Annotated in this window: 24 protein-coding genes; 16 read left to right on the top strand and 8 right to left on the bottom strand. The window is 64.2% G+C overall.

Translation table 11 applies throughout. From position 1 onward, the window contains the following. Positions 1-66: 66 nt before the first annotated feature. On the bottom strand, positions 67-1,257 hold the full coding sequence (locus MKK04_RS09400; RefSeq protein ID WP_241106484.1) for an MFS transporter: 1,191 nt from the start codon (positions 1,255-1,257) through the stop codon (positions 67-69). 117 nt (positions 1,258-1,374) lie between these two features. On the opposite strand from MKK04_RS09400, the gene MKK04_RS09395 reads away from it, so the two are divergent. Then, positions 1,375-2,271, top strand: a complete 897-nt coding sequence (locus MKK04_RS09395) for a LysR family transcriptional regulator (RefSeq protein WP_207837440.1) — start codon at positions 1,375-1,377, stop codon at positions 2,269-2,271. On the opposite strand, the gene MKK04_RS09390 is transcribed toward MKK04_RS09395, so the two are convergent. After that, positions 2,252-3,172 (bottom strand): LysR substrate-binding domain-containing protein, encoded by a 921-nt coding sequence (locus MKK04_RS09390; protein ID WP_207837402.1) that lies wholly within the window; start codon positions 3,170-3,172, stop codon positions 2,252-2,254. The genes MKK04_RS09395 and MKK04_RS09390 overlap by 20 nt on opposite strands. Positions 3,173-3,332: 160 nt before the next feature. On the opposite strand from MKK04_RS09390, the gene MKK04_RS09385 reads away from it, so the two are divergent. The 8 genes from MKK04_RS09385 to MKK04_RS09350 all read left to right on the top strand — a co-directional run bounded on the left by MKK04_RS09385 (position 3,333) and on the right by MKK04_RS09350 (position 9,153). Next, positions 3,333-4,121: a YqcI/YcgG family protein gene (locus tag MKK04_RS09385; protein WP_207837405.1), complete on the top strand. Its 789-nt coding sequence runs from the start codon at positions 3,333-3,335 to the stop codon at positions 4,119-4,121. Positions 4,122-4,123: 2 nt separating this feature from the next. Further along, a complete protein-coding gene (locus MKK04_RS09380; RefSeq protein WP_207837408.1) occupies positions 4,124-4,750 on the top strand; it encodes a LysE family translocator in 627 nt (208 codons plus the stop codon). Between the two features lie 40 nt (positions 4,751-4,790). Next, positions 4,791-5,873, top strand: coding sequence for a hypothetical protein (locus MKK04_RS09375; RefSeq protein ID WP_233694267.1), 1,083 nt, complete (start codon positions 4,791-4,793; stop codon positions 5,871-5,873). 141 nt (positions 5,874-6,014) lie between these two features. Continuing rightward, on the top strand, positions 6,015-6,710 hold the full coding sequence (locus MKK04_RS09370; protein WP_207837413.1) for a sel1 repeat family protein: 696 nt from the start codon (positions 6,015-6,017) through the stop codon (positions 6,708-6,710). A gap of 309 nt (positions 6,711-7,019) precedes the next feature. Beyond that, positions 7,020-7,712 carry an AzlC family ABC transporter permease gene (locus MKK04_RS09365; protein ID WP_241106483.1) on the top strand — a complete coding sequence of 231 codons (693 nt, stop codon included), beginning with the start codon at positions 7,020-7,022 and terminating at the stop codon, positions 7,710-7,712. Continuing rightward, positions 7,709-8,023: an AzlD domain-containing protein gene (locus MKK04_RS09360; RefSeq protein WP_207837417.1), complete on the top strand. Its 315-nt coding sequence runs from the start codon at positions 7,709-7,711 to the stop codon at positions 8,021-8,023. The genes MKK04_RS09365 and MKK04_RS09360 overlap by 4 nt, the downstream gene beginning before the upstream one ends. Further along, the gene (locus MKK04_RS09355; RefSeq protein WP_207837419.1) at positions 8,020-8,853 is read left to right on the top strand and encodes an AraC family transcriptional regulator; all 834 of its coding nucleotides are present in this window, start codon (positions 8,020-8,022) and stop codon (positions 8,851-8,853) included. The genes MKK04_RS09360 and MKK04_RS09355 overlap by 4 nt, the downstream gene beginning before the upstream one ends. A 72-nt stretch (positions 8,854-8,925) precedes the next feature. After that, positions 8,926-9,153: a hypothetical protein gene (locus MKK04_RS09350; protein ID WP_003250422.1), complete on the top strand. Its 228-nt coding sequence runs from the start codon at positions 8,926-8,928 to the stop codon at positions 9,151-9,153. 55 nt (positions 9,154-9,208) lie between these two features. Here MKK04_RS09350 and MKK04_RS09345 read toward each other — a convergent pair whose 3' ends face one another. The 5 genes from MKK04_RS09345 to MKK04_RS09325 form a co-directional block, all read right to left on the bottom strand. Then, positions 9,209-9,691, bottom strand: coding sequence for a copper chaperone PCu(A)C (locus MKK04_RS09345; RefSeq protein ID WP_233687900.1), 483 nt, complete (start codon positions 9,689-9,691; stop codon positions 9,209-9,211). After that, on the bottom strand, positions 9,692-10,300 hold the full coding sequence (locus MKK04_RS09340) for an SCO family protein (protein ID WP_063914066.1): 609 nt from the start codon (positions 10,298-10,300) through the stop codon (positions 9,692-9,694). It abuts the gene before it with no gap. 221 nt (positions 10,301-10,521) lie between these two features. Next, complete coding sequence (nfuA, locus tag MKK04_RS09335) at positions 10,522-11,106, bottom strand: Fe-S biogenesis protein NfuA (RefSeq protein WP_003250416.1); 585 nt, start codon at positions 11,104-11,106, stop codon at positions 10,522-10,524. 58 nt (positions 11,107-11,164) lie between these two features. Then, positions 11,165-12,199 (bottom strand): acyltransferase family protein, encoded by a 1,035-nt coding sequence (locus tag MKK04_RS09330; protein WP_207837423.1) that lies wholly within the window; start codon positions 12,197-12,199, stop codon positions 11,165-11,167. Between the two features lie 235 nt (positions 12,200-12,434). Continuing rightward, the gene (locus tag MKK04_RS09325; RefSeq protein ID WP_241106482.1) at positions 12,435-14,735 is read right to left on the bottom strand and encodes a fatty acid cis/trans isomerase; all 2,301 of its coding nucleotides are present in this window, start codon (positions 14,733-14,735) and stop codon (positions 12,435-12,437) included. A 184-nt stretch (positions 14,736-14,919) separates the two neighbouring features. Between MKK04_RS09325 and metH the strand changes: the two genes are divergently transcribed. Together metH and MKK04_RS09315 are read left to right on the top strand one after the other, a co-directional pair. Further along, complete coding sequence (gene metH / locus MKK04_RS09320) at positions 14,920-18,627, top strand: methionine synthase (RefSeq protein WP_241106481.1); 3,708 nt, start codon at positions 14,920-14,922, stop codon at positions 18,625-18,627. A gap of 171 nt (positions 18,628-18,798) precedes the next feature. Next, on the top strand, positions 18,799-19,014 hold the full coding sequence (locus tag MKK04_RS09315) for a DUF2970 domain-containing protein (RefSeq protein WP_003256398.1): 216 nt from the start codon (positions 18,799-18,801) through the stop codon (positions 19,012-19,014). A 290-nt stretch (positions 19,015-19,304) separates the two neighbouring features. Here the strand turns inward: MKK04_RS09315 and MKK04_RS09310 are convergent, their stop codons facing one another. After that, positions 19,305-20,381, bottom strand: a complete 1,077-nt coding sequence (locus tag MKK04_RS09310) for an ABC transporter substrate-binding protein (protein WP_207837429.1) — start codon at positions 20,379-20,381, stop codon at positions 19,305-19,307. Between the two features lie 213 nt (positions 20,382-20,594). Between MKK04_RS09310 and MKK04_RS09305 the strand changes: the two genes are divergently transcribed. The 5 genes from MKK04_RS09305 (at position 20,595) to MKK04_RS09285 (ending at position 26,049) form a co-directional block, all read left to right on the top strand. Then, positions 20,595-22,247, top strand: a complete 1,653-nt coding sequence (locus MKK04_RS09305) for a nitrite/sulfite reductase (protein ID WP_207837432.1) — start codon at positions 20,595-20,597, stop codon at positions 22,245-22,247. Continuing rightward, positions 22,231-22,725 (top strand): DUF934 domain-containing protein, encoded by a 495-nt coding sequence (locus MKK04_RS09300; RefSeq protein WP_063914061.1) that lies wholly within the window; start codon positions 22,231-22,233, stop codon positions 22,723-22,725. Before MKK04_RS09305 ends, MKK04_RS09300 begins: the two co-directional genes overlap by 17 nt. Before the next feature lie 354 nt (positions 22,726-23,079). Beyond that, the gene (gene dkgB / locus MKK04_RS09295; RefSeq protein WP_241106480.1) at positions 23,080-23,883 is read left to right on the top strand and encodes a 2,5-didehydrogluconate reductase DkgB; all 804 of its coding nucleotides are present in this window, start codon (positions 23,080-23,082) and stop codon (positions 23,881-23,883) included. 4 nt (positions 23,884-23,887) lie between these two features. Further along, complete coding sequence (locus MKK04_RS09290) at positions 23,888-24,880, top strand: TIGR03571 family LLM class oxidoreductase (protein ID WP_241106479.1); 993 nt, start codon at positions 23,888-23,890, stop codon at positions 24,878-24,880. Then, positions 24,877-26,049: an MFS transporter gene (locus MKK04_RS09285; RefSeq protein ID WP_233687905.1), complete on the top strand. Its 1,173-nt coding sequence runs from the start codon at positions 24,877-24,879 to the stop codon at positions 26,047-26,049. Before MKK04_RS09290 ends, MKK04_RS09285 begins: the two co-directional genes overlap by 4 nt. Positions 26,050-26,181 lie beyond the last annotated feature (132 nt).

Raw genomic sequence — 26,181 nt, 5'->3', positions numbered from 1 at the left:
TGGATTCTTCGCGGCTAAAGCCGCTCCCACAGGGTACGCGGATTGCCTGCAATTTCAGTAGCCCGTCTAGCGGGCTCCCGCCACGAACCCACTGCGCCGCCCAGCCCACGCCAGCAGCCAGGCCAGCGCGATCAACCCCAACACCACCCCACCAAACCACTCCACCCCTGCCCCGCTCAGCAACAACCCGCCAATGATCCCGCCCAGGGCGATGGCGCTGTTCCACACCGTGACCAGCATCGACTGCGCCACATCACCACCCTCGCCCGCCGCATCGGCGCAGGCGGTCTGCAGCAGGGTTGGCGCACCGCCGTAGGTCACGCCCCACAAGGCGATGCTCAGGTACATCGCCCACGACGACGCCTGCCCCAACACCAGCGTCGCCAGGGCGAAACCGGCCAGGCTCAGCAGCACCAGGGAACGCAGATAACGGTCGACCAGCAGCCCCACCAGGCCAATCCCGGCCAGGGCCGCAAGGCCGAACACCATCAGTACCAGGCCGATGTCGGCAGCCATGCCGGCCGCCGCCAGCAGCGGCACGATGTAGGTGTAGAGCACATTGTGGCCAAGGATCCAGCTGAGGATCACCAACAGCACGATCACCACCCCCGGCGTGCGCAACACCTGCAGGGCCGCAGGCCGCTTGCCGGTGGCGAGCCCCGGGTAGTCCGGCACCGACCGCAGTACCCAGGCCACCAGCAGCAGCGCCGCCAGCGTGACCACCACGAAAGTGGCGCGCCACCCCAACCCCGCCCCCAGCCAGGTGGCGATCGGCAGCCCGAGCGACAAGGCGATGGGCTGGCCGAGCATCGCCACGGCCATGGCCCGGCCCTGCAACGCCACCGGCACCATGCGCCGCGCATGGCCGGCAATCAACCCCCAGGCCAACCCGGCCGCGGCGCCAGTGCAAAAACGCAGCACCAGGGTCACAGCGTTGGAAGTGGACAAGGCAGTCAGCCCGTTGAACAGCACGAAACCGACGATCGCCAGCAGCAGCGCGCGGCGGCGGTACCAGCCCTGGGTCAGGGTCACCAACGGGATGGCGGTCAGCAACGAGCCCAGGGCATACGCCGTGACCCATTGCCCGGCCATGGCTTGGCTGATGTGCATGCCATCGGCGATCTGGTCGAGCAGGCCGGCCGGCAGGGTTTCGCTGAGGATGGCGATAAAGCCGGTCATGGCCAGCGCCAGCAGCCCACTGAGGGGCAAGCGTTCACTGTTGGCGACCAGCAGCGGTGCGGAGGATGTCTGGGACATTGCAGATGCCTTGAATGAGAAACGAGGCGGACAGTCTGCAAGCCGAGGCCATTACGGAAAAAGGCGGTTACAATGCCGTTCATCCAGGACATCAATGTCCGCAATCAGGAATACGGCATGGACAGCCTCAGCGGCTTCGTGGTCTTCAACCGTGTCGCCGAAACCCGCAGTTTCGTCGCTGCCGGCCAATCGCTGGGCATCAGTGCCTCGGCCGTGGGCAAACGTGTGGCGCGCCTCGAAAGCCGCCTGGGGGTGCGCCTGTTCCACCGCAGCACGCGCAGCATCACCCTCACCGCCGAAGGCACGTTGTTCCTTGAGCGCAGCCGGCGCATCCTGGCCGAGATCGAGGCCACCGAGCAGGCGCTCTCCCAAGCCAGCGCGACCCCGAGCGGTCGCCTGCGGGTGAGCATGCCGCAGGTCACCGGGCTGGTGATGCCGGCGCTGGCCGAGTTCATGGCGCGCTACCCGCAGGTGGAGCTGGACCTGGATTTTTCCGACCGCATGGTGGATATCGTCGGCGAAGGCTTCGATGTGGTGATGCGGGGTGGGCAGCCGGTGGACTCGCGGCTCAACGCCAAGTTCCTGGGGCACTTCCAGCACTGCCTGGTGGCTTCGCCCGAGTACCTGCGCGAACGCGGCACGCCGCTGCACCCGCGCGACCTGGCGGCACATACCTGCCTGCATTACCGCTTCCCCAGCAGTGGCAAGCTGGAAACCTGGCCGCTGCGCCAGGAGCACCCCGAGCAGGGCTACGACATCCCCATCTCGATGGTCTGCAACCATGTCGAGACGCGCGTCTGCTTTGCCGTCAACCACCGCGGCATCACCTGCCTGCCGGATTTCACCGTACGCCGCGAACTGGCCAACGGCGCGCTGGTCAGCGTGCTCGACGACTTCATGGAACGGCGCGGTAGCTTCTACCTGCTATGGCCGTCCGGGCGGCAGATGCCGCCGAAATTGCGGGTGTTCATCGACTTCATGCTCGAGCGCGTGTTCAACCGTACAGGTAATTGATGTCCTTGCAGACCAGCGGCGGCACCTGGCCAAGCAGGAATTCGCGCAGCTTGTGCATCTGCCGTGCCTTGGGGCTGGCCTTGAGCCAGGTCATGTAATAGCCGTCACCCGTAGCCACCGCATGCCTGAACGGCGTGACCAGGCGCCCGGCCGCCAGGTCGGCACTGGCCAGCACCAGGTCGACCACCGAAATACCCAGGCCTTGCTGGGCGGCCGAGATGCCCTGGTCGAGGGTATCGAACACTTGCCCGTGGTCGATACTGATGTCCAGCGCGTCCATGCGAGCCAGCCAGCGCCGCCAGTCACGGCGGTCGGGGGACGGGTGCAGGAACTCGCACTGGGCCAGGTCGGCCAGGGCCGGCTGTGCCTGGGTCATGTAGTCCGGGTGGCACACCGGGATCAGCCATTCATCGAACAGTTTGAAACTCTCGATATCGGCGGGAAAACGCCCGTTGGCAAGGAGGATTGCACAGTCGTAGGGCTCGGAATAGAAGTCCACGCTGTCGATGTCCATCCACACGCTGGACAGCTGCACGCTGCAGTTGTCCTCGACCTTCTTGAACGCATCCAGCGCCCGCAGCAGCCAGCGCACGGTGAGCGTGGACGGCGCCTTCAGACGCAGGCCGTAGCGGTCCTGGCGCAGCAGGGCGCAGGCGTTTTCGATGATCTTGAAGCCAACCTTGAGTTCCTGCGCCAGCAGGCGACCGTGCTCGGTCAGGGCCAGTTTCGGCCCGCGGCGTTCGAACAGATCGCAGCCGAACATGGCTTCGAGGGTCTTGATGTGGTGACTGACGGCGCCCTGGGTCAGGGCCAGCTCTTCCGCGGCACGGGTAAACGAGCCATAGCGAGAGGCCACCTCGAAGGCACGCAGCGCGTGCAAAGCCTGAATCCTTTCCGACATGGCGAAGCCCCGAGCATGAGTAAGACTAATAGTAGGTCATAGTTCCACGCGTTTTACAACGTCAAGGGCGTCTTGGAAAATGCCGGTAAATAACAAACATAACCAAGATCCTGCCTGCATGTGACTGGAACGTTCATCTAAATTAACGCCTGGGGAAATCATGCTTACGGGTTATGGAACTTGCTATCGCCTGGATGCGCTAGAGCTGGCCGCCGAACATGTCGGGAACACGCGACACTGGACCTACAATGCCGTAGAGCATTTTCGCAGCACCCTCGCCAACCCCGAATTCCCCTGCCTGTTCGGCCGCAAGGCAGTAAACGGCGCAACCTGCCACATCCTCTTCGCCCGCGCCGGGCAGCTGGCCGATGACATCGCCCTGGGCCTGGCCGACTACGTGCGCACCGTCGCTCCAATCCAACCCAAGCAGCGTATCGGCAGCCCGCTGGTCGTGTTTCTGGAAACCGCTGCCAACTGCACCCTCGCCGAGCAACAGGCACTGGCCTGGAAGGTGTTGCGTGGCGTGCATGCGCGCGACCCGCAGCCTTGGCCACACGGCATCCCGACCGACCCCGACGACAGCACGTGGTCGTTCTGCTTTGCCGGCATGCCGCTGTTCATCAACATGAATTTCCCCGGCCACCAACAGATGAAAAGCCGCAACCTGGGGCCACACATTACCTTCGTCATCAACCCGCGGGCGAACTTCGACGAAGTGGCCAATGCCAATACCGAAAGTGGCAAACGTATCCGTGAACGCATCCGCGAGCGCGTACACCATTACAACGACGGTGTCATGCCCGACACCCTTGGCTTTTTCGGCGATGCCGACAATTTCGAGTGGAAGCAATACCAACTGCAGGAGGCCGGGTCGCTCAACCCGTCCCGCTGCCCGTTCCACGCCCATGCCGTACACCCGGCAACACCTGAAATACTGATCGAGAACTGACCGTGAATACCGCACTCACTGCCACCTATGCCCTTACCGTCCTGCTACTGATCGCCACACCCGGCCCGGTAGTGGCGCTTATCATCAATACCGCAGCCGCCTCCGGCTCGCGCAGAGCCATGTTCACCGCCATTGGCACCAATTGGGCATCACTGGTGCTGATCGGCGCCGCGGCCTGGATCATCCTCACCAGCGCCGCCATCGACAAGGCCTGGCTCAGCGCCATGAGCCTGCTCGGCTGCCTGTTCATCGGCTACACCGCCGTGGGCACCCTGAGGGACGCCCTGCAGGCGCCTGCGACCGAGGCGCCGGGCGAACTCGCCAAGCCAGAGCGCAGCGGGCTGTTGCAAGGCTTCATGGTGGGCATTTCCAACCCGAAAGACATCATCTTCTTCATCGCCTTCTTCCCGCAGTTCATCCAGATCACCGAGTCGTTCGGCAAGAGCATGGTGGTGTTGTCGCTGCTGTGGGTGGCCATCGATTTTGCTGTGCTCAGCCTTTACATCTTCGCCATCGGCAAGATCGCCTCGCAACGCAGCAACCGCATGATCAGCCTGGCCTCGGGCGTCGCCCTGCTGCTGATCGCCGCCGGCGGCCTGCTGTACAACCTCAAGGAACTGGCGGCCTGATTGTGATGCAAAGTGCCCGCTGCAACATGAGGGAGAGATCATGACCGCGAGTGACACGAGCCCGTCGCCTTCGCCGTTGCAACAGGACTACCAGCGCTTTCTGCTGCTGGGCAGCCGGCGTGCACCGCACACCGTGCATGTGCACGAAACCGGCTACCGTTCCGGCACCATCAACACCGACGCCCTGGGCCTGCGCTACAGCCACTGCGCCGGCAAGCGCTTCTCGGCGGCCGAGCGCGGTGGTGCCGCGCGCATCAACCTGCTGGTCGGCGGCTCCACCGCCCTGGGCATCGGCGCCAGCTCCGACGAACACACAGTGGCCTCGCACCTGTCGATGCTCACCGGCGAAGTCTGGCTGAGCCTGGCCGGCTGTGGGCTCAATGCCAGCCAGGAGCTGCTGATGTTCCTCACCCATCAGCACCGCCTTGGCCAGCTCGGCCACGTGGTGGTGCTCAGCGGCCTCAACAGCCTGGCCCATGAAGCCCTCTGCGAAGTCCTCGCCAGCCTGAACGGTCCACAGCACGCCAAGGCTTACCAGGACTTTCTCAACAGTTTCAGCGAAGGCATGCAGCCCATGGCGGCTCCGCGCCGGCAATCGCTGTGGCAGCGTATCGGCCAGGCCTTGGCCGCGCCCCCGGTCGCACCACCTGCCACCTGGCCACTGTCGCCCCCGGAAAAGCGCCTGGCTCGTGCCGCCGACAACATTGGCCGGACCTTGCGCCAATGGGAACGACTGCTGGCAGACAGCCATTCCACCCTCACCTTCATCCTGCAGCCGTTGCTGCCCTGGTGTCGGGATAGCCTGCCCGCTGGCGAGCAGGCCATGCTGGATGCGCTGCAGCGAAAACCGGCGAATTTCGACCGGCTGCTGGACGGCGCGTTCGACAGCCAGTTGCACTCGGCCTTCTTCCGCCGCATCAAGAGCCAGGCCGACCCGGTCCCCTGCTACGACATGAACTGCATGCTCAGCAGCTCGCCGGTGTTCGGGGCCGACTTGTTCATCGACCGCCTGCACCTGAATGACCTGGGCAACAATGCCCTGGCAAAGGTCATAACTGCCAAGCTTGGCCTGGCCCAGGAAAAACATGCCCAGCGCAAGGTCACGCCGATCAAGCTCGTCTGACAGTTGCCGGGTGGTCTTCCGGCCAGGCCCATTGGGTGGCTAGAATATGCCGTCGTTCCGATCTGCCCGAGGCGCACGCTTGACCGCCATGAACATCGAAGCCATCCATCATCAGTGCCTGGCACCCTGTGAGGCTTGCCTGTGAGCTGCATGCTTCGCCTGCCCCCCCTGCTGCTCGCTCTGATGCCGCTGGCCGCACACGCGCTGGAAGTGCGCATCGACCCTCATGCCGACCTGCTCTACCGTCAGGCCTTGCCCCTGCTGGAGCAGGCCGACAGCCAGGATGACAGCGCCAGCACGCTGCGCACGGCCGTGGGTGACGACCCGGAGCTTAGCCGCCAGGGCCAGGCCATGGCCCACACCCTGCCGACAGCGGTCGCCTTGCTGAAAAAGTCCGTGGCGCTGGGCCACCCGGTCGCACAGTACCGCCTGGCGCTGTACTACATGACCTACCTGCCCGCCGCGCAAATCCCTGATGCCGCCTGCCCGCTGCTCGAAGCCAGCCTCAAACAGGGCTTTGCCGCACCGGCGCCGGCCATCGCCACCTGGTGCCCGCCCTACAACGTCAGCAGCGAGTACCGCACTGCACTGGAGGCCATCCCCAGCATGGCCACCGTGTACGCCCCCTACTACCCGCAACCGGCCACGCGCCTGGCCTGCAACCGCAGCCGGCCACAAGGCCTGGAAATGCTATGGGGGCGCCAACGGGACTATCAGGCCGAGGTATACCGCCTGCTCGGCGACCTCGACCCGCAGCACCGCCAGAGCCTGCTGCAGAAGGCCGTGGATACCAACGGCTGCGTGACGGCGCAGCAGCACCTGACCAGCCGTCCCTGACCCTCACCCGTCGCGATCCTTTGTGGGAGATGGCCCAGCCCTTAGGGCTGCGCTGTCGCGTAGAGAACTGAAATGGCAAGCAGTCCGCGCACCCTGTGGGAGCGGCTTTAGCCGCGAAGAATCCAACGTGGTGCATGGCACCGGCTTCGCCGGTGTTCGCGGGCAAGCCCGCTCCCACAGTGACCGCGTGCGCCTTGAAATCTTGAGCAAGACAGTTGCTCCCACAAGGTGGAGACCAGCAAGATCGTTCAAGCCATCCCCCGCCCCGTCTGGCATGCTGGCCTACCACGTACACGCACTGCAGCCACCATGCCCCACATCGCTCGCCAAGCCTTCCTCCACGGCGCCATCGCCATTCTCCCGTTGTCCCTGGCCGTCGCGCCCTGGGGCCTGCTGGCCGGTTCCATGGCCATCGAGGCCAGCCTCAGTGCCTGGCAAGGGCAAGGGCTGTCGGCCATCGTCTTCGCCGGTGCCGCGCAACTGGTGGCCATCGGCATGCTCAAGGGCGGCGCCAACCTGGCGTCGATCCTGTTGACCACGCTGCTGCTGACCTCGCAGCACCTGTTGTACGGTCTGTCGATGCGCCCGGTACTGTCCAGCCAGCCGCTGCGCTGGAGGCTGGGCCTGGGCTTCCTGCTGACCGACGAGTTCTTCGCCCTGACCAGCCAGTACGACCAGCAGCAGTTCAACCGCTGGTACGCCCTGGGGGTGGGCCTGACCTTCTATGTCGCCTGGAACCTGTTCACTCTGGCCGGCATCCTGTTAGGCCAGAACATTCCACACCTGGACCAGTTCGGCCTGGACTTCTCCATCGTCGCCACCTTCGTCGCCCTGATCGCCCCGCTGGTACGCAACCTGGCCACAGTGGTGTGCGTAGCCGTGTCGCTATTCTGCTCGGTGCTGTTCAGCTACTGGCACTGGGAGACCGCCCTGGTGGCCGCAGGCCTGCTGGGCATGAGCGCCGGCTTCATCTGCCAGAAATTTGCCGGAGCCCGCGCATGACCTGGATCCTGATTTTCGCCATGGGTGCCATCGTATTCCTCAACCGCTATGCGTTCCTGGAGCCGCGCCTGCCCATGCGCCTGAGCTCCAACGCCCGGCAGTTCCTCGGTTTTGCCGTGCCGGGCATGCTCACCGCCATCTGTGGCCCTATCATCTTCATGCCCGACCACCAGCTGAACCTGAGCCTGCTCAACCCCTACTTGCTGGGTTCACTGGTGGCCATCGCCCTGGTGCTGTTGACCCGCAGCGTGTTGCTGAGCATGCTGGTGAGCATGTTGATCTTCTTCCTCCTGCGCAGCTGGCTGGCATGAGCACGCCCCTGCGCGAGCAGACACACCTCTGGCAGGCGCCGGCACTTGGCGACGTCGAAATGCTGCACGCGCGCTACTTCCAGCAGCGGTTCGCCCCGCATGTGCATGAAGGCTATGTGTTCACCGTGATCGAGTCGGGCGCCCAGCGCTTCTGGCATCGCGGTAGCGAGCACCTGGCGCCGGTCGGCAGCATGGTGCTGATCAACCCCGACGAGCTGCACACCGGCGCTACCGCCCACGAAGCGGGCTGGCGCTACCGCGGCTTCTACCCGGAGCACGAGCGGGTAACCGGGGTGCTCGACGAACTGGAACTGGGCCGCCACGGCATGCCCCGCTTCAAGGACAGCGTGATCAACGACCCGGCCCTGGCCAGCGCCTTCAGCCAGTTGCACCAGCTGTCCGAAGCAGGCGCCAGCGCCCTGCAGCAACAGACCGCCTGGCGCCAGGCAGTGCTGGCCCTGGTGCAGCGCCACGGGCAATGCGCCGAACCTGCGGCCCCCGGCCACGAACCGCTGGCCGTGGCCCGCGCCCGCGAACTGCTGGAAAGCCAGCTGGCCGACCCGCCCTCGCTCGAAACCCTGGCGGCGGCGGTCAACCTGTCGCCGTTCCATTTTGCCCGGGTATTCCGCCAGGCCACTGGCCTGCCGCCGCATGCCTGGCTGAAGCAGCGGCGCCTGGCCCGTGCGCGGGAAATGCTCAAGCGTGGCTGGGCGGCCTCGGAGGTGGCGTTCGACCTGGGCTTTGCCGACCAGAGCCATTTGAGCCGGCAGTTCAAGCAGGCCTACGGGGTGACGCCAGGGGCCTATCGCAGCGCCTGCCTGCAGGGCTGAACTGCGACAGCCGGCCTCAGGCAGGCCGGCCAGCCACTGCTACACTGACAAGGCTGAATGGAGGATCCTGCCATGTCCGAAAGAGAGCTCACCACCCTCCTGTCGCTGATGAACCAGCGCCAGGCCTGCCTGAGCAGTGCCTGCAAGGAGATAGCCGACTGGATCGACCGGCAGGGCGACGTGCCCGCCGCCGGCAAGATCCGCGCAAGTCTCAAGGCCCTGGAGGCCGACGAGGCCCAGGTCCGCAAGACCTTGACCTCGCTGACCCTCGACAGGCCGCTGCCCAGGTTTCGCAGCTGATTGAAATATGGGCCCGCTCCCACAGGGCGCAAAGCGCCCTGAAGGGTTCAGCCTGTCAGTGCTTCATGTGCATGTGATCATGCCCACCGCCCGCCTCGGCGTTGAGCGCACGCACGTCGGCCTGCACGTCCAGGGTTTCCTTGGCCCCCTTGGCATCCTCGATGGTCAGGGTCAGCGGCACTTTGTCGCCTTCCTTCACCTGGTTGTTCAGGCCCATCAGCATCACATGCAGGCTATTCGGGTCGAGGGTCACCGCCTTGCCGGCTGGCAACTCGACCGCCTTGACCTCACGCATGCCCATCACGTCGCCATTCATGGTCATCTCGTGCACCTGCACGGTCTTGGCCACGGGCGAAGCCACGGCCACCAGTTTGCTGTCGCTGCTGGCGGTCAGGATCATGAAGGCACCGGTGGACTGCTGGTGCGGCACAGTCGCACGGACCCAGGCATCGCTCACGGTGGTCTGGGCCAGGGCCGGCAGCGCCAGGCCCATCAGGACCAGGGCAGCCAGGCCGTGCTTGATCGGTTGTATCGACATTCAGCAGATCTCCATCAGGGTGACCAGGTCTTCGGCGCATTCCTTTGCAGTCAGGGAATGGCCCAGGCTCAGGCGCAGGGTGCCACGCGTATCGTAGACGTAGCTGGTGGACGAGTGAGAGACGGTATAGGTATCACCGGCCGGGACTTTCTCGTAGAACACCTTGAATTCCTTGGCCACCGCAGCGATCTCCTCGGGGGTGCCGGTCAGCGCGGTGAACGACGGGTCGAACGCCTTGACGTAGGCATCGAGCACTTCGGGGGTGTCGCGCTCCGGGTCCAGGGTAATCAGCACCACCTGGAACAGGTCGCGATCGCGGCCGCGCAGCAGCTGGCGGATTTGCGCCGCGCGCGCCAGGGTAGTCGGGCACACCGCCGGGCACTGGGTGAAACCGAAGAAGATCATCGGCATGCTGCCGTAGAAACTCGACAGGGTGCGCACATTGCCTTGGGTATCCTTGAGGCTGAACTTGCGCCCAAGGATTTCGTTGCTCATGTTCTTGCCGTGCTTGAACTCGAGCCCCCGGGCCGGGCTGCAGCCTGCCAGCAGGCCAAGCCCGAGAACGCCCATCCCGGCGACAACTGCGCGCCGGGTATACAGATCATTCATGAAACCATCCTTTACAGGGAAGGTGCCGGCCCTCGGGACGGGCCGGTCGAAAAACCGGGGCATTCTGGCACGACACCCCGAGGGGTTCTACCCGACGAAGGCGAGGATCGGCTGCAGCCCTTTGAATACGGGCTGCGGCCTGTTGTCGCAGGGATTGAAACAGTAACACTTTGTTGCTAAGGAAGTGGGTTCAACGCGATCCCTGTAGGAGCGCGTCAGCCTCAGTAGTAGGCGTTCTCTTTCTGGCTGTGGTCAGTCACGTCACGCACGCCCTTCAGCTCGGGAATACGCTCGAGCAGGGTGCGCTCGATACCTTCCTTCAAGGTCACGTCAGCCTGGCCGCAACCCTGGCAACCACCACCGAACTGCAGCACGGCAATGCCATCATCGACCACATCCACCAGGCTCACCTGGCCGCCGTGGCTGGCCAGGCCAGGGTTGATCTCGGTCTGCAGGTAATAGTTGATGCGCTCGTTGATCGGGCTGTCTTCATTGACCATCGGCACCTTGGCATTCGGCGCCTTGATGGTCAGCTGGCCACCCATGCGGTCGGTGGCGTAGTCGACCAGTGCGTCTTCCAGGAACGGTACGCTGACCGCGTCCAGGTAAGCGGTGAAGCTCTTCAGACCCACGGCGGTATCGTCAGGCTTCTCTTCGCCCGGCTTGCAGTAGGCAATGCAGGTTTCGGCGTACTGGGTGCCCGGCTGGGTGATGAAAATGCGAATGCCGATGCCAGGCGTATTCTGCTTGGAGAGCAGATCGGCCAGGTAGTCATGGGCGGCGTCGGTAATGGTTATAGCGCTCATGTAGGTTCCTCACAGACTTGCGGCCAAGTGTACGCCAACCCGGCCTTCGAACAAAGTCCTAGTATTTGACTCGGGAAAGCGCATATTCAGGGGGCTGCCCCCGTGGCGCCGCCAGCCAGGCCTGCATGCGCCGGTACAGGCCGCGCTCCAGCCACTGGTAGCTGAACCACGACATTAGTCCAATGGACGGCACGCACAGGGCGAACACCAGGTATGGGTTCAACTGCAGGCGCTGGCTGGCGAACCAGCCGGCATACAACACCAGCACATGGATCAGGTACACCGAGTACGAACAGTCGCCCAGCGCCTTGAGCAGCCGGTTACCGCGCAGCAGCGGCTCCAGGGCGACGAAGGCCAGCACGATCATTGCACTCGGCACGCCCCAGTGCAGCAAACGCCGGGAAGCGTCCAGGTGGTAGATGGCCAGGCCTGCCACCGCCAGCAACGCCAACGGCAGCCAGCGGCCATGGCGAATCAGCCCGCGACGGTGCAGCACGCCCAGGCCGATGCCGAGCAGGAACTCGTAGATGATGTCGTTGCTGTAGAAGCGGCTGAGCACGCCCAGCCGGCCCAGTACCTCGCTGGCCAGCAGCAGTGCGGCGGTGACCAGTAGCTGCTGATGACGCTGGCGCACCAGTAAAGCCAGGCCGAACAGCAGGTAGAAGAACATCTCGAAGTTCAGCGTCCAGCCCACGTTCAGGGTCGGGTACAAGCCGTAGCCACCAGGGTTTTCCGCCGGGATGAACAGCAGCGACAACAGCAGGTGGTGCCAGGTGAATGCCTGGTGCGGCAGCCACTGGCTGAAGGCCAGCAGCAGGGTTGCCATCAGCGCCGTGTAGAACCAGTAGGCCGGGACGATACGCAGTGCCCGGTTGAGCAGGAACTGGCGGGGCTCGATGGCTTTGTCGCAGGTCGACAGGTAGATGACCAGCCCGCTGATGACGAAGAAGATATCGACGCCTGCGGCGCCGCGGTCGGTGAGCAGTTGGCCGATGGGGCCGGTGGCATGGAAGTCGAAGAAGATCTGCATGAAATGGTGGCAGACCACCACCCAGGCGGCGAACGCCCGCAGTGCCTGAAGCGAATACAGCATGGAGTACCCTGCGATTGCCGGTGCATTGAGGCCCAGGCTCGGATGCAGGGGCGAGCGCTACGCGCTCGTTCGCGGGTAAACCCGCTCCCACAGGGTTAGCGCTGAGCTCGAGCGTTGCGCAATACCTGTGGGAGCGGGTTTAGCCGCGAAGGGCTGCAAAGCAGCCCCCTTGCAATCGATCAGGACCACCCAGCAAGTCCGACCGCAGGGTAATCGGAAAGGTCAGCCCGACCGATCAGAGGTTCTCGTAGCGGTTCATGTCCAGCACGCCCGCCTCGACCGGTTCGGTTTCCTTGATGAAGCTGTTCAGGTCATGGAAGTAGCGCCAGAACTCAGGGTGACTGCGACGCACGCCCCAGCGCATGACGATACGCTCGAACTTCGCCGCATCATTCTTCGCATACTCCATGTCCTCGACGAACTCCGGCACATCCTTGGTCGGGATGTTGAAGATGAAGTTGGGGTAGCTGCTGAGCACGCCGGGGTACAGGGTCAGGGTATCCAGCCCCGGCTGGTAGCGGTACGCCTCGCCCAGCAGGAACGCCACGTTGCTGTGCGCGCGGTTGCGCAGCAGGCTGTACACCTGGCGCTGGCCGCCCTGCCCTTCGATGCGCAGCATGGTCGCTTCGGGCAGCTGGTTGATCACCTTCAACCCGGCAGCCGGGCGCGACACCAGGCGGCTGAGCGACTGCTCGGCATTGCGGAACTCTTCGCTCACCTGCGGCCGTGAACAGAACGCGCCCTGGCAGCGGTTGATCGGGTCAGGCGCGGCATTCAGGCTGCCGGTACGCTGCAGAAGCTTCAGGCCGAAGTCGCGCTTGGGGTTGCGCGGGTCGAGCTGGATACCGCTCGGGGTGTCGGTGTCGATGTCTTCATAATCCATCCACATCTTCACCTTGCCGCTGTTCTGGTACCAGTCGCCGAGGATCGCCTTGCGCTGGTCGGCCGGCATCAGGCGCAGGAAGTTGACCTCGGCGCCGTTGCGGATCAGGTCGAAGTAAAGGCGCGTCTGCAACTGGTGCGAGACGTTGCCGAACACATCGAAGTTGACCGCCAGCTGGTAATAGGTGCGCTCGAACAACGGGTAGTCGAACAGCCACACGGTCAGCGGCACGTCACCGATCAGGCCCTTGGTCACCGAGGCGCTGTCGAAGTGGCGGAAGATGCTCAGCAACGCGTTGTCGTTACCGGCCCACAGCGTCGCCCAGCCCGGCGCCGGCATGTCGGCATAGGCTTCGCGACGCAGTTTTTCGTACTCGTTGCGCTTGTCGCGGTAGGCGTGCCAAAGACTCAGCACGCTGCCCACGTCATCGATCTGCCCAGGCATGGCCAGCAGCGGCGTGGCCTCGCCACGGTACTTGGCATCGGTAATGTAGCGGTCGTGGGCCGGCTCCTGGAACAATGCCCAGAAGTTGTCGCGGATCACGTCAGTGGCAATCTGCCCACGGCATACCGGGCCACGGATGAAGGTGCGCACGAAGTACTCGGCGTTATCCAGCATGAACTGGTAGCGCGCCACTGCCGGGATCGCTTCGAAGGTTTCGAACGGGTTGGCCCGGTGGCGCGGGCCATAGCCTGGCAGTGCAGTGGCATGCCAGTCACCGGCATAGAACAGTTGCTTGACCCGCTTGAGCTTCTGCGGCCCCATCGGGTAGGTGATGTGCGTCTTGTGCACGATCACGCCCTGCACCGGGACCAGCCGGTAATAGAAGTCGGTGCCCGGCGGGTCGTTGGGGCGGCGCGTGGCGATCAGGTCGACCGGCTGGCCGCTCGGGGTGCGCGAACGTACCCACTGGAAGAAGTGGCCCTGCTCGCCACCGACGAAGTAGATATGCGCCAGGAACAGGTGCTCGTACAGCCAACGGCCAACCAGTGCCTCGGTGGAACCCGGGCGGTTGAGCAGCTCTTCCCAGTCGGCGATCTGCTTGGCTTCGGCCGCGCTCGGCTTGATCGACTGGTACTCGACCGGCGCACCGGCGGCCAGCCAGCGGCGCATGGTGTCGTATTCCTTGTCGGTCAGCCCGGTCACCGCCAGCGGCATGCCTTCCTTGGGATGGGCGCCGGCATAGGCATCGAACTCATGCGGCAACGGGCACATGTTGTTGCGGTTCAGGCCCAGGACAATTTCCTCGGGCAGCTTGGCGTTGGGCGTGAGCGGGGTCTTGTGCCCCAGCTCGAGCATGCGCGCCATCAGCGCGGCCTGGCTGCCCTGGTTGTCGAGCACCGAGTAGAAACCCTTCTTGCGCCATTCGCCCTCGCTGTGGGCGTCGTAGAACAGCCGCGTGGTAGGCACTGCCTTGCTGCGCTCGCCCTGGTACACCGGGACCTTGCTGGCCCCGCGCACCGCGCCTTCAGGGCTTTCCAGCTTCAGCTGGCAGGCGGCGTCGTTGCAGGCGTGGCAGGCCACGCATTTCTCGGTGAAGATCGGTTGAATGTCCCGGGTGTAGGAAACAGCCGGGCTCGACTGGGGGGCTTGCCCGAACGCCACACTGCTGATGAGCAGGGCGAAAACGCCGGCAAGAATACGATGCACCATGTGCGGAAAGTCCTGGGTATTGAAAGCCATCACGATTTGTTGACTGGTCGTCCTTGGGGTGCCGTGCCTTGCCGACGCCCGCCCAACATGAGCCATTTTCATGCAAATGGGCGATGTGCCTAAAATCTGCGCAGCTTTGTTATGATTCTGCACCTTCTGAAATTTGCCCGACCAGGTAGTTCCTATGTCCGACCGCAGCGCTCGTCTCCAAGCACTCCAGAACGCACTCAAAGAGCGCATCCTGATCCTCGACGGCGGCATGGGTACTATGATCCAAAGCTACCGCCTCGAGGAACACGACTATCGTGGCACGCGTTTCGCCGATTGGCCAAGCGATGTCAAGGGTAACAACGACCTGTTGCTGCTCAGCCGCCCGGACGTGATCGCCGCCATCGAGAAGGCCTACCTGGATGCCGGCGCCGATATTCTCGAAACCAACACCTTCAACGCCACGCAGATTTCCCAGGCCGACTATGGCATGGAATCGCTGGTTTACGAGCTGAACGTCGAGGGCGCGCGCATCGCCCGCCAGGTGGCCGATGCCAAGACCCTGGAAACCCCGGACAAGCCGCGCTTCGTCGCCGGCGTGCTCGGCCCTACCAGCCGCACCTGCTCGATTTCCCCGGACGTCAACGACCCCGGCTACCGCAACGTCACCTTCGATGAGCTGGTAACGAACTACATCGAGGCTACCCGCGGCCTGATCGAAGGCGGCGCCGACCTGCTGCTGATCGAGACCATTTTCGACACCCTCAACGCCAAGGCGGCGATCTTCGCCGTGCAGCAGGTGTTCGAGGAAGACGGCATCGAACTGCCGATCATGATCTCCGGCACCATCACCGACGCCTCGGGCCGTACCCTGTCGGGCCAGACCACCGAAGCGTTCTGGAACTCGGTGCGCCACGCCAAGCCGATTTCCGTGGGCCTGAACTGCGCCCTTGGCGCCAAGGACCTGCGCCCGTACCTGGAAGAGCTGGCAACCAAGGCCGACACCCATGTCTCGGCCCACCCCAACGCCGGCCTGCCGAACGCCTTCGGTGAATACGACGAAACCCCGGCGGAAATGGCCGTGGTGGTCGAGGAATTCGCCGCCAGCGGCTTCCTCAACATCATCGGCGGCTGCTGCGGCACCACCCCGGGCCACATCCAGGCCATCGCCGAGGCCGTGGCCAAGTACAAGCCGCGCGAGATTCCGGAAATCGCCAAGGCCTGCCGCCTGTCGGGCCTGGAGCCGTTCACCATCGACCGCCAGTCGCTGTTCGTCAACGTCGGCGAGCGCACCAACATCACCGGCTCCGCCAAGTTCGCCCGGCTGATCCGTGAAGAGAACTACACCGAAGCCCTGGAAGTCGCCCTGCAGCAGGTCGAGGCCGGCGCCCAGGTAATCGACATCAACATGGACGAAGGGATGCTCGACTCCCAGGCCGCCATGGTCCGTTTCCTCAACCTGATCGCCGGCGAACCGGACATCTCGCGCGTGCCGATCATGATCGACTCGTCCAAGTGGGAAGTGATCGAAGCCGGCCTGAAATGCATCCAGGGCAAGGGCATCGTCAACTCCATTTCCATGAAGGAAGGCGTCGAGCAGTTCAAGCACCATGCCCGCCTGTGCAAGCGCTATGGCGCTGCCGTGGTGGTGATGGCCTTCGACGAGGTCGGCCAGGCCGATACCGCCGCGCGCAAGAAGGAAATCTGCCAGCGCAGCTATGACATCCTGGTCAACGAAGTGGGCTTCCCGCCGGAAGACATCATCTTCGACCCGAACATCTTCGCCGTCGCCACCGGCATCGAAGAGCACAACAACTACGCCGTCGATTTCATCGAGGCCTGTGCCTACATCCGCGACCACCTGCCCCACGCCCTGAGTTCGGGCGGTGTGTCCAACGTGTCGTTCTCGTTCCGGGGCAACAACCCGGTGCGTGAGGCGATCCACTCGGTATTCCTGTATCACGCCATCCAGAACGGCCTGACCATGGGTATCGTCAACGCCGGCCAGCTGGAGATCTATGACGAAATCCCGGCTGCACTGCGTGAAAAGGTCGAGGACGTGGTGCTCAACCGTACCCCGCATGGCACCGACGCGCTGCTGGCCATCGCCGACGACTACAAGGGCGGCGGCGCAACCAAGGAAGTGGAAAACGAAGAGTGGCGCTCGCTGCCGGTGGAAAAACGCCTGGAGCACGCGCTGGTCAAGGGCATCACCGCGTTCATCGTCGAAGACACCGAAGAATGCCGCCAGCAGTGCGCACGCCCGATCGAGGTGATCGAAGGCCCGCTGATGAATGGCATGAACGTGGTCGGCGACCTGTTCGGCGCGGGCAAGATGTTCCTGCCCCAGGTGGTGAAGTCGGCCCGCGTGATGAAACAGGCGGTAGCACACCTGATCCCGTTCATCGAAGCCGAGAAAGGCGACAAGCCGGAAGCCAAGGGCAAGATCCTGATGGCCACGGTAAAAGGCGACGTGCACGACATCGGCAAGAACATCGTCGGCGTGGTGCTGGGCTGTAACGGCTACGACATCGTCGACCTTGGCGTGATGGTGCCGGCCGAGAAGATCCTGCAAACCGCCCGCGACGAGAAGTGCGACATCATCGGCCTGTCCGGCCTGATCACGCCGTCACTGGACGAAATGGTCCACGTTGCCCGCGAAATGCAGCGCCAGGGCTTCCAGTTGCCGCTGATGATCGGCGGCGCCACCACCTCCAAGGCGCACACCGCGGTCAAGATCGAGCCCAAGTACAGCAACGACGCCGTGGTCTACGTCACCGACGCCTCGCGTGCGGTGGGCGTTGCCACCCAGTTGCTGTCCAAGGAGCTGAAAGCCGGCTTCGTCGAAAAGACCCGCCAGGAATACGAAGAAGTACGCGAGCGCACCGCCAACCGCAGTGCCCGCACCGAGCGCCTGAGCTACGCCCAGGCCATCGCCGCCAAGCCGCAGTACGACTGGGCTGGCTACCAGCCAGCGGTACCCTCCTTCACCGGCGTCAAGGTGCTGGAAGACATCGACCTGCGCACCTTGGCCGATTACATCGACTGGACCCCGTTCTTCATCTCCTGGGACCTGGCTGGCAAGTTCCCGCGCATCCTCACCGACGAAGTGGTCGGCGAGGCTGCCACGGCGCTGTACAAGGATGCCCGCGAGATGCTCGACAAGCTGATCGACGAAAAACTGATCAGTGCCCGAGCGGTGTTCGGCTTCTGGCCGGCCAACCAGGTGGCCGATGACGACATCGAAGTCTATGGCGACAACGGCCAGGCACTGGCCACCCTGCACCACCTGCGCCAGCAGACCATCAAGCCGGACGGCAAGCCCAACTGGTCGCTGGCCGACTTCGTCGCGCCGAAGGCCAGTGGTGTCACCGATTATGTCGGTGGTTTCATCACCACCGCTGGCATCGGTGCCGAGGAAGTGGCCAAGGCCTATCAGGACAAGGGCGACGACTACAGCTCGATCATGGTCAAGGCCCTGGCCGACCGCCTGGCCGAGGCCTGTGCCGAATGGTTGCACGAGCAGGTGCGTAAAGAGCACTGGGGTTATGCCCGCGACGAACACCTGGACAACGAAGCGCTGATCAAGGAGCAGTACCGCGGCATTCGCCCGGCTCCCGGCTACCCGGCCTGCCCGGACCACACCGAGAAGGAAACCCTGTTCCGCCTGCTTGATGGCACTGCCATCGGCGAGACCGGGCCGAGCGGCGTGTTCCTCACCGATCACTTCGCGATGTTCCCGGCGGCGGCGGTCAGCGGCTGGTACTTTGCCCACCCGCAGGCGCAGTACTTTGCCGTGGGCAAGGTCGACAAGGACCAGATCGAGCGTTACAGCGCGCGCAAAGGCCAGGATGTGAGCGTGAGCGAGCGCTGGTTGGCGCCTAACCTCGGGTACGATAGCTAAGACCGCGTTGGCTTCTTCGCGGGCTTGCCCGCTCCCACAGGTACATCACAGGCCTCAGGACCTGTGACGTACCTGTGGGAGCGGGCGAGCCCGCGAAGAGGCCGGCAAAGCCAACCTCGATCTCATTGCCTACACTGTCCCTGATTGCCTCTGATTTCCTCAGGAGCCACCATGGACGATTCCAGCCAGGGCAAACCCCCGACTTTCTGGCAGATGCTGCACAGCATCCTCGCTGCCGCCTTCGGCGTGCAAAGCGGCAAGAACCGCGCCCGCGACTTCACCCACGGCAAGGCCAGCCATTTCATTGCGCTGGGGACGCTGTTCACCCTGGTGTTCATAGCCGTATTGATCGGCCTGGTGCAGTTGGCCCTGCACCTGGCTCGCTAGCCCGCGAAGAGGCCGGCACAGGCAAAGCAAACACGCCCGCGGGACTCCCTCCCGCAGGCGCTCTGGCTGCATCACGGTCTTGAATACAAGTCTACTGGTGGCTGACCCAATACACGGCAGTGACCACCACCAGAACGATCAGGCAGAGGATCGCCCAGGCATCGACGCTGCTGTCAGCTTTGCGGACCTTGGTTGAGTTTCCCATTGCATTGCCTCTTGTAGTGGTTATGGGAATGCACTTCACCACCAGCAGTTAAGACGAGCAATGCCCTTCCCTCAAGCAGGGTCTTTCAATAATTGATCGGTGACGTCAGAAAGGGGTACTGATAGCCGGGCGGCCGCCCTTCGGCGCTGTACTGCTGGAAATCGACGCCGTAGTCGGCCCGTTCCAGCAGTTTCAGCCAATGCTTCGCCTTGGCCTGGTCGATCGGCTGCAACACCGGCGTGCGATGCTCGCGCAGACCGTCGCGGTTCACCGCCAGCCCCTGGGCGTCATCGTGAAGCATCACCATGGCCCAACCGCCGAGGGTGAAATGCCCGCCCATCAGCACGCTCAGACGCCCGTCGATACGTGCCCGCAGGGCAGCGGGCGAGCTGTTGATGGCGCTGAACAGCACATCGCGCCCCGGCTTGCGCCCCGCCTCCTCGAACGCCTGCATGGCACCAAAGGCCATCTCGTCATTGGCCGACCACACCAGGCGGGTAGCCGGGTAGCGCTCCAGCAGCTGCTGCGCCTGCTCGTAGGCGCGCTGACGGCTCCAGCCGCCATACACCACCTGACGCAAACGCACCTGGGGGAAATCGGCCAGGGCGCGGCGCATGCCTTCCTCGCGCAGCTGCGAGGCCGGTGTGGTCTTGACCCCGGCAAAGGCCACCAGGTCCACCGGCCCACTGTCGCGGGGCAACTGCGCGACCATCTGGTGCAACATCTGGAAGCCCGCCTGCTCGTCGTTGGCCGTCAAGGTGCCCAGCAGCTCGGCATACTTGTCGGGCTGGGCCTCGATGCTACGGGCCTGGCTGGCAGTCAGGCCGTTGTTGACCAGGAACAGCTTGACCCCGCTGCCACGCGACAGGCGGATGATCTCCGGCGCCACATACTGCTCGTTGACCAGCACCAGGTAATCCGGCCGCTGCGGCCCGCTTAGGATCGCCTTGGCCTGGGTCAGCGCCAGGTCGGCGCGGCGCTCGCTGTATTCCACGCGCAGGGTCATGCCCAGCTCGTCCGCGGCGGCCTGCATGAAGCGGGTATAACTGGTCCAGAACGTCTCGGAGGACAGCCCCGGGTTGAGGAAAACCACCGAAGCCGGCTGCGCGCTTGCCGCCAGCGGCAAGGCAAGACACAAGCTATGGCACAACGCCTTGAGCATGGGCTGAAATCCCTGCGAAGCAAACAGCGGATTATAAACGCCAGGCCACTCCAAGCGCACAAATGGCAGTCAGTCTCACATAGTCCATTTGGTTCTTTTCATATGCAAAAACATCACTTTAGCGCATAAACACAACCTGCTATCGTTCCTCGGCTCCGAAGCGGAGTGCGCGGCCGTGCGCGCGAATAGCTGCATGCCTGAGACAGGACTTTTATGTACGTATACGACGAGTACGATCAGCGGATCATCGAGGACCGCGTCAAGCAGTTCCGTGATCAGACCCGCCGCTATCTGGCCGGTGAGCTGAGCGAAGAAGAATTCCGCCCTCTGCGCCTGCAGAACGGCCTTTACATCCAGCGTTTCGCGCCGATGCTGCGTGTCGCCGTGCCGTACGGCCAGCTGAACGCCACCCAGGTCCGTACGCTGGCCAAGATCGCCCGCGACTACGACAAGGGCTACGCCCATATCTCCACCCGCCAGAACGTGCAATTCAACTGGCCGGCGCTGGAAGACATCCCGGACATCCTCGCCGAACTGGCCACCGTGCAGATGCACGCGATCCAGACCAGCGGCAACTGCCTGCGCAACACCACCACCGACCAGTTCGCCGGCGTGGCCGCAGACGAAATCGTCGACCCGCGCCCGTGGTGCGAAATCGTCCGCCAGTGGACCACCTTCCACCCGGAATTCGCCTACCTGCCGCGCAAGTTCAAGATTGCCATCAACGGCTCGCAGGAAGACCGCGCCGCCATCGAAGTGCACGACATCGGCCTGGAGCCGGTGCGCAATGCCGCTGGTGAACTGGGCTTCCGCGTGCTGGTCGGTGGCGGCCTGGGCCGTACCCCGGTGGTGGGCTCGTTCATCAACGAATTCCTGCCGTGGCAAGACCTGATCAGCTACCTCGACGCCATCCTGCGCGTGTACAACCGTTACGGTCGCCGTGACAACAAGTACAAGGCGCGGATCAAGATCCTGGTCAAAGCCCTTACCCCGGAAGTGTTCGCCGAGAAGGTCGAGGCCGAAATGGTCCACCTGCGTGGCGGCAGCACCACCCTGACCGAAGCCGAAGTGCAGCGTGTGTCGCGCCACTTCGTCGACCCGGCCTACCTGGCCCTGGACAACGTCGATTACACCGCCCAGGACGCCGAGTACCCAGGCTTCGCCCGCTGGCGCTCGCGCAACACCCGCGCTCACAAGCGCCCTGGTTACGTGGCCGTGACCCTGTCGCTGAAGCCCACCGGCGTTGCCCCGGGCGACCTGACCGACAAGCAGCTGGACGCCGTGGCCGACCTGGCCGAGCGCTACAGCTTCGGCTTCCTGCGCACTTCGCACGAGCAGAACATCATCCTTGCCGATGTCGAGCAGCGCCAGCTGCACGCCCTGTGGCTGGAACTGCGCGAAAGCGGCTTCGCCACCCCGAACATCGGCCTGCTGACCGACATCATCTGCTGCCCGGGTGGTGATTACTGCTCGCTGGCCAACGCCAAGTCGATCCCGATCGCAGAATCCATCCAGCGCCGCTTCGACGACCTGGACTACCTGTTCGACATCGGCGAAATCGACCTGAACATCTCCGGCTGCATGAACGCCTGCGGCCACCACCACGTGGGCCACATCGGCATCCTCGGCGTGGACAAGAAGGGCGAGGAGTTCTACCAGGTGTCGCTGGGCGGCAATGCCGCGCGTGGCGCGAGCCTGGGCAAGATCCTCGGCCCGTCCTTCGCCCAGGAAGACATGGCCGATGTGATCGAGAAGCTGATCGCCGTGTACGTCGAGCAACGTACCGAGGAAGAGCGTTTCATCGACACCTACCAGCGTATCGGCATCGACCCCTTCAAGGAACGCGTCTATGCAGCGAATCATTAAGAACAACCAGATCGTCGACGAAACCTGGCACCTGCTGCCCAAGGAAACGTCCTTTGACGAGCTGACCAACTGCGACGACTACATCGTCCCGCTGCAGATGTGGCGCGACCATGCCCACGTACTCAAGGCCCGCGACGGCGGCCTGGGCGTGTGGCTGGACAGCGACGAGCAGGCGGAAGAAATCGGCGAGGACGTACATCACTTCCAGGTCATCGCGCTGAACTTCCCGGCGTTCACCGACGGGCGCAACTACTCCAATGCGCGCCTGCTGCGTGACCGCTACAAGTTCAAGGGCGAGCTGCGCGCCATTGGCGACGTGCTGCGTGACCAGCTGTTCTTCATGGCCCGTTGCGGTTTTGACGCGTTCGCCATCCGTGCCGACAAGGACCCGGAAGACGCGCTGCAAAGCCTGAAGGACTTCTCGGTGACCTACCAGGCCGCCACCGACGAGCCGCTGCCGCTGTTCCGCCGCCGCTGATTGTCGCCTTGCAATGCCAGACGGCCCGCCTTCATGGCGGGCTGTTTCGTTTTCCTGTACCGGCCTCTTCGCGGGTGAACCCGCTCCCACAGGTACTGCGCAGCACTCAGGAACGGTGCAGTACCTGTAGGAGCGGGTTCACCCGCGAAGAGGCCGGGTCAGGCTTACCCTGCATTCCTGCAGCAACAGTCACGACACAACGGCCTATTCTTGCCTCCCGGTCAAATGACCTTGGCCCCGCCCCACCTTAATCAATCCCCCTCAAAGCCGCACACTGCTCCCCACACGAAAAGCGATCGAACCCGAGCGATCAGGCTCGGTTCGGTTCACCCCTTACGCATCAGGAGCAGATCCATGAGCATTCCATCCTTCGGCCTCGGCACCTTCCGCCTCACCGGCCAGGCCGTCATCGATTCCGTCAAGTCGGCCCTGGAACTGGGCTACCGGGTCATCGACACCGCGCAGATCTACAAGAACGAAGCCGACGTTGGCCAGGCTATCGCCGAAAGCGGCGTCAAGCGCGACGAACTGTTCATCACCACCAAGATCTGGATTGAAAACTACGCCGCGGACAAGCTGATCCCCAGCCTGCGCGAGAGCCTGCAGAAACTGCGCACCGACTACGTCGACCTGCTGCTGATCCACTGGCCAGCCCCAGGCAACGGCGTTGAACTGCCCGAATACATGGCCGCCCTGGCCGAAGCCAAGAAGCTCGGCCTGACTCGCCAGATCGGTGTATCCAACTTCAACATCGAACTGACCCGCCAGGCCATCGAAGTGGTCGGCAAAGGCGAAATCGCCACCAACCAGATCGAGCTCAGCCCGTACCTGCAGAACAGCAAGCTGACCGCGTTCCTCAAGGAGCAAGGCGTCACCGTCACCTCGTACATGACCCTGGCTTACGGCAAGGTCCTGAAAGACCCGGTACTGGCCGAGATCGCCGCCAAGCACAAGGCCACCGTCGCCCAGGTTGCCCTGGCCTGGGCCCTGCAGCTGGGCTACGCGGTGATCCCGTCGTCGACCAAACGCGAAAACCTGGCCAGCAACCTGCTCGCCCGTGACCTGAAGCTGGACGCCGACGACATGGCGCGCATCGCCAAGCTCGAGCGCAATGGCCGCGAAGTCAGCCCTGACGGCCTGGCGCCAATCTGGGATTGATGCCATGACCACACCCCTCGAACGCCTGACCGCTGGCGGCTTCAGTGTCGGCCTGGAAGCGCCGCTGGACCACGACTGGACGCCCACCGGTGAACAGGCACGGCGCCGCGACGGCCGCCAGTTCGGCGAGCCGGACCTGGCCCGCCATGCAGAACTGGCACAACTGGCCGACCGCCTGGGCTACCGCGCCCTGTGGATCCGCGATGTGCCGCTGTATGACCCGTCGTTCGGCGACGCCGCCCAGGTGTTCGAGGTGTTTGCCTACCTCGGCTACCTGGCCGGGGTAACCCGCGACATCCTGCTCGGCACGGCTGCCGTGGTGCTGCCGATTCGCGAACCGCTGCTGACCCTGAAGTCGGCCAATAGTGTGCAGCGCCTCAGCGGCAATCGCCTGCTGCTGGGCGTGGCCAGTGGTGACCGGCCGGTGGAATACCCGCTGTTCGGTCGGGATTTCGAGGGACGCGGCAACGCATTCCGCCAACAGGTCGCGCTGCTGCGTGATGGTGCCAACGGCCACCTGCCCGAAGGTCTGGCCGTATTACCCGGCACCGCCTCGCCGCTGCCGTTGCTGGTAGCCGGCCTGGCCCAGCAAAGCCCGGCATGGATCGGCAGCAACCTGGACGGCTGCCTGGCCTACCCCGGCACGCCGGATGACCACCGCCGGCGGGTCGCCGCCTGGCGCGCGGTGGCGGGCGACAAGCCCTACAGCAGCTTCATCCACCTGGACCTGGCGGACAACCCCGACGAACCGCTGCAACGCTGGCGCTTCGGTTTTCGCGGTGGCCGCAAGGCACTGGCGGCCGAGCTCGGCGCCCTGCGCGCGGCGGGCGTCGACCATATCGGCCTGCACCTGCGGCGTAACGTGCGACCGCTGGACGAAACCCTGCACGAAATCGCCGAATACGTACTGCCACAGTTCCATGAGACACCAGTCAAACTGACGGAGGCCACCCCATGCCCATTGACCGAGTTGGCCGCGCCGGAGCACGCGCAATGAACGCCGGGCGCGTCCTGTTTGCCCTGGCCATCGGTGCCTTCGGCATCGGCACCACCGAGTTCACGCCGATGGGCCTGCTGCCGGTGATCGCCCAAGGTGTCGACGTCAGCATCCCCAGCGCTGGCATGCTGATTACCGCCTACGCCATTGGTGTGATGGTCGGCGCGCCGATCATGACCCTGCTGTTCAGCCGTTTCGGCAAGCGCGCCGCACTGATGGCACTGATGGCCATCTTCACCCTCGGCAACCTGCTGTCGTCGCTGTCACCGGACTACTACACCCTGCTCGCCTCGCGATTGGTCACCAGCCTCAACCACGGCGCATTCTTCGGCCTTGGCGCGGTAGTGGCCGCCAGTGTGGTGCCCAAGGAGAAACAGGCCAGTGCCGTGGCCACCATGTTCATGGGCCTGACCATCGCCAATATCGGCGGCGTGCCGGCCGCCACCTGGATTGGCCAGCAGGTCGGCTGGCGCATGGCCTTTGCCGGTACCGCCGTGCTGGGCCTGCTGGCCATGGCCGCGCTGTGGTACGCCCTGCCCAAGGGTGAACGCGGCAGCGTGCCGCATGTACGCAAGGAGCTGGCGGTCATTGCCCGCCCCAGCGTGCTGCTGGCAATGGCCACCACCGTGCTCGGTGCCGGCGCCATGTTCACCTTGTACACCTACGTGGCACCGGTACTGGCCGAACTGACCGGCGCCTCGGACAGCTTCGTCACCCTGGGCCTGGTGCTGATCGGTATCGGCTTCACCCTGGGCAACAGCCTGGGTGGCCGCCTGGCCGACTGGTCGCTGGAGGGTGCGGCGCGGATCGTCCTCGCGGCACTGGCAGTGATCATGCTGCTGATGCCGCTGGTACTGGGCAGCCACATCGGCGCCGCCATCGCCTTGCTGGTGTGGGGCATGTTCACCTTCGCCGTGGTACCGCCGCTGCAGATGCGGGTGATGATCGCCGCCATCGAAGCACCGGGGCTGGCCTCGTCGATCAACGTCGGCGCGTTCAACCTGGGCAACGCCTTGGGCGCGGCGCTGGGTGGTGCGGTGATCAGCCTGGATCTGGGCTTTGCGGCCGTGCCGATGGCCGGTGGCGTGCTGGCGGCTGCCGGGCTGCTGCTGGTGTGGCTGGGTGGCCGTAGCAAGGTCGCCGGGAAAGCCGCAGCCGACGCAGCCTGATAGAGTCCCCCTGTGGGAGCGCAGCCCAAAGGACTGGGCGATCCCCCACAGGGATTGCGCAAGCTTTCTCGACCGATCTGAATTGTTCCATGCACTGCAATTATGAAGTGCCAGGCACACCCATTCTCTGTT

Source organism: Pseudomonas sp. LS.1a, assembly GCF_022533585.1.
Taxonomy (GTDB): domain Bacteria; phylum Pseudomonadota; class Gammaproteobacteria; order Pseudomonadales; family Pseudomonadaceae; genus Aquipseudomonas.
The sequence above is the reverse complement of the archived record's forward strand: the minus strand, read 5'-3'. Positions and strand labels throughout refer to the sequence as shown.

What these genes read in the sequence shown, in the direction of transcription:
- MKK04_RS09400 (WP_241106484.1), bottom strand. Translation starts at nt 1,257, where the DNA reads ATGTCCCAGACATCCTCCGCACCGCTGCTGGTCGCCAACAGTGAACGC.
- MKK04_RS09395 (WP_207837440.1), top strand. Translation starts at nt 1,375, where the DNA reads ATGGACAGCCTCAGCGGCTTCGTGGTCTTCAACCGTGTCGCCGAAACC.
- MKK04_RS09390 (WP_207837402.1), bottom strand. Translation starts at nt 3,172, where the DNA reads ATGTCGGAAAGGATTCAGGCTTTGCACGCGCTGCGTGCCTTCGAGGTG.
- MKK04_RS09385 (WP_207837405.1), top strand. Translation starts at nt 3,333, where the DNA reads ATGCTTACGGGTTATGGAACTTGCTATCGCCTGGATGCGCTAGAGCTG.
- MKK04_RS09375 (WP_233694267.1), top strand. Translation starts at nt 4,791, where the DNA reads ATGACCGCGAGTGACACGAGCCCGTCGCCTTCGCCGTTGCAACAGGAC.
- MKK04_RS09365 (WP_241106483.1), top strand. Translation starts at nt 7,020, where the DNA reads ATGCCCCACATCGCTCGCCAAGCCTTCCTCCACGGCGCCATCGCCATT.
- MKK04_RS09360 (WP_207837417.1), top strand. Translation starts at nt 7,709, where the DNA reads ATGACCTGGATCCTGATTTTCGCCATGGGTGCCATCGTATTCCTCAAC.
- MKK04_RS09355 (WP_207837419.1), top strand. Translation starts at nt 8,020, where the DNA reads ATGAGCACGCCCCTGCGCGAGCAGACACACCTCTGGCAGGCGCCGGCA.
- MKK04_RS09350 (WP_003250422.1), top strand. Translation starts at nt 8,926, where the DNA reads ATGTCCGAAAGAGAGCTCACCACCCTCCTGTCGCTGATGAACCAGCGC.
- MKK04_RS09345 (WP_233687900.1), bottom strand. Translation starts at nt 9,691, where the DNA reads ATGTCGATACAACCGATCAAGCACGGCCTGGCTGCCCTGGTCCTGATG.
- MKK04_RS09340 (WP_063914066.1), bottom strand. Translation starts at nt 10,300, where the DNA reads ATGAATGATCTGTATACCCGGCGCGCAGTTGTCGCCGGGATGGGCGTT.
- nfuA (WP_003250416.1), bottom strand. Translation starts at nt 11,106, where the DNA reads ATGAGCGCTATAACCATTACCGACGCCGCCCATGACTACCTGGCCGAT.
- MKK04_RS09330 (WP_207837423.1), bottom strand. Translation starts at nt 12,199, where the DNA reads ATGCTGTATTCGCTTCAGGCACTGCGGGCGTTCGCCGCCTGGGTGGTG.
- MKK04_RS09325 (WP_241106482.1), bottom strand. Translation starts at nt 14,735, where the DNA reads ATGGTGCATCGTATTCTTGCCGGCGTTTTCGCCCTGCTCATCAGCAGT.
- metH (WP_241106481.1), top strand. Translation starts at nt 14,920, where the DNA reads ATGTCCGACCGCAGCGCTCGTCTCCAAGCACTCCAGAACGCACTCAAA.
- MKK04_RS09315 (WP_003256398.1), top strand. Translation starts at nt 18,799, where the DNA reads ATGGACGATTCCAGCCAGGGCAAACCCCCGACTTTCTGGCAGATGCTG.
- MKK04_RS09310 (WP_207837429.1), bottom strand. Translation starts at nt 20,381, where the DNA reads ATGCTCAAGGCGTTGTGCCATAGCTTGTGTCTTGCCTTGCCGCTGGCG.
- MKK04_RS09305 (WP_207837432.1), top strand. Translation starts at nt 20,595, where the DNA reads ATGTACGTATACGACGAGTACGATCAGCGGATCATCGAGGACCGCGTC.
- MKK04_RS09300 (WP_063914061.1), top strand. Translation starts at nt 22,231, where the DNA reads ATGCAGCGAATCATTAAGAACAACCAGATCGTCGACGAAACCTGGCAC.
- dkgB (WP_241106480.1), top strand. Translation starts at nt 23,080, where the DNA reads ATGAGCATTCCATCCTTCGGCCTCGGCACCTTCCGCCTCACCGGCCAG.
- MKK04_RS09290 (WP_241106479.1), top strand. Translation starts at nt 23,888, where the DNA reads ATGACCACACCCCTCGAACGCCTGACCGCTGGCGGCTTCAGTGTCGGC.
- MKK04_RS09285 (WP_233687905.1), top strand. Translation starts at nt 24,877, where the DNA reads ATGAACGCCGGGCGCGTCCTGTTTGCCCTGGCCATCGGTGCCTTCGGC.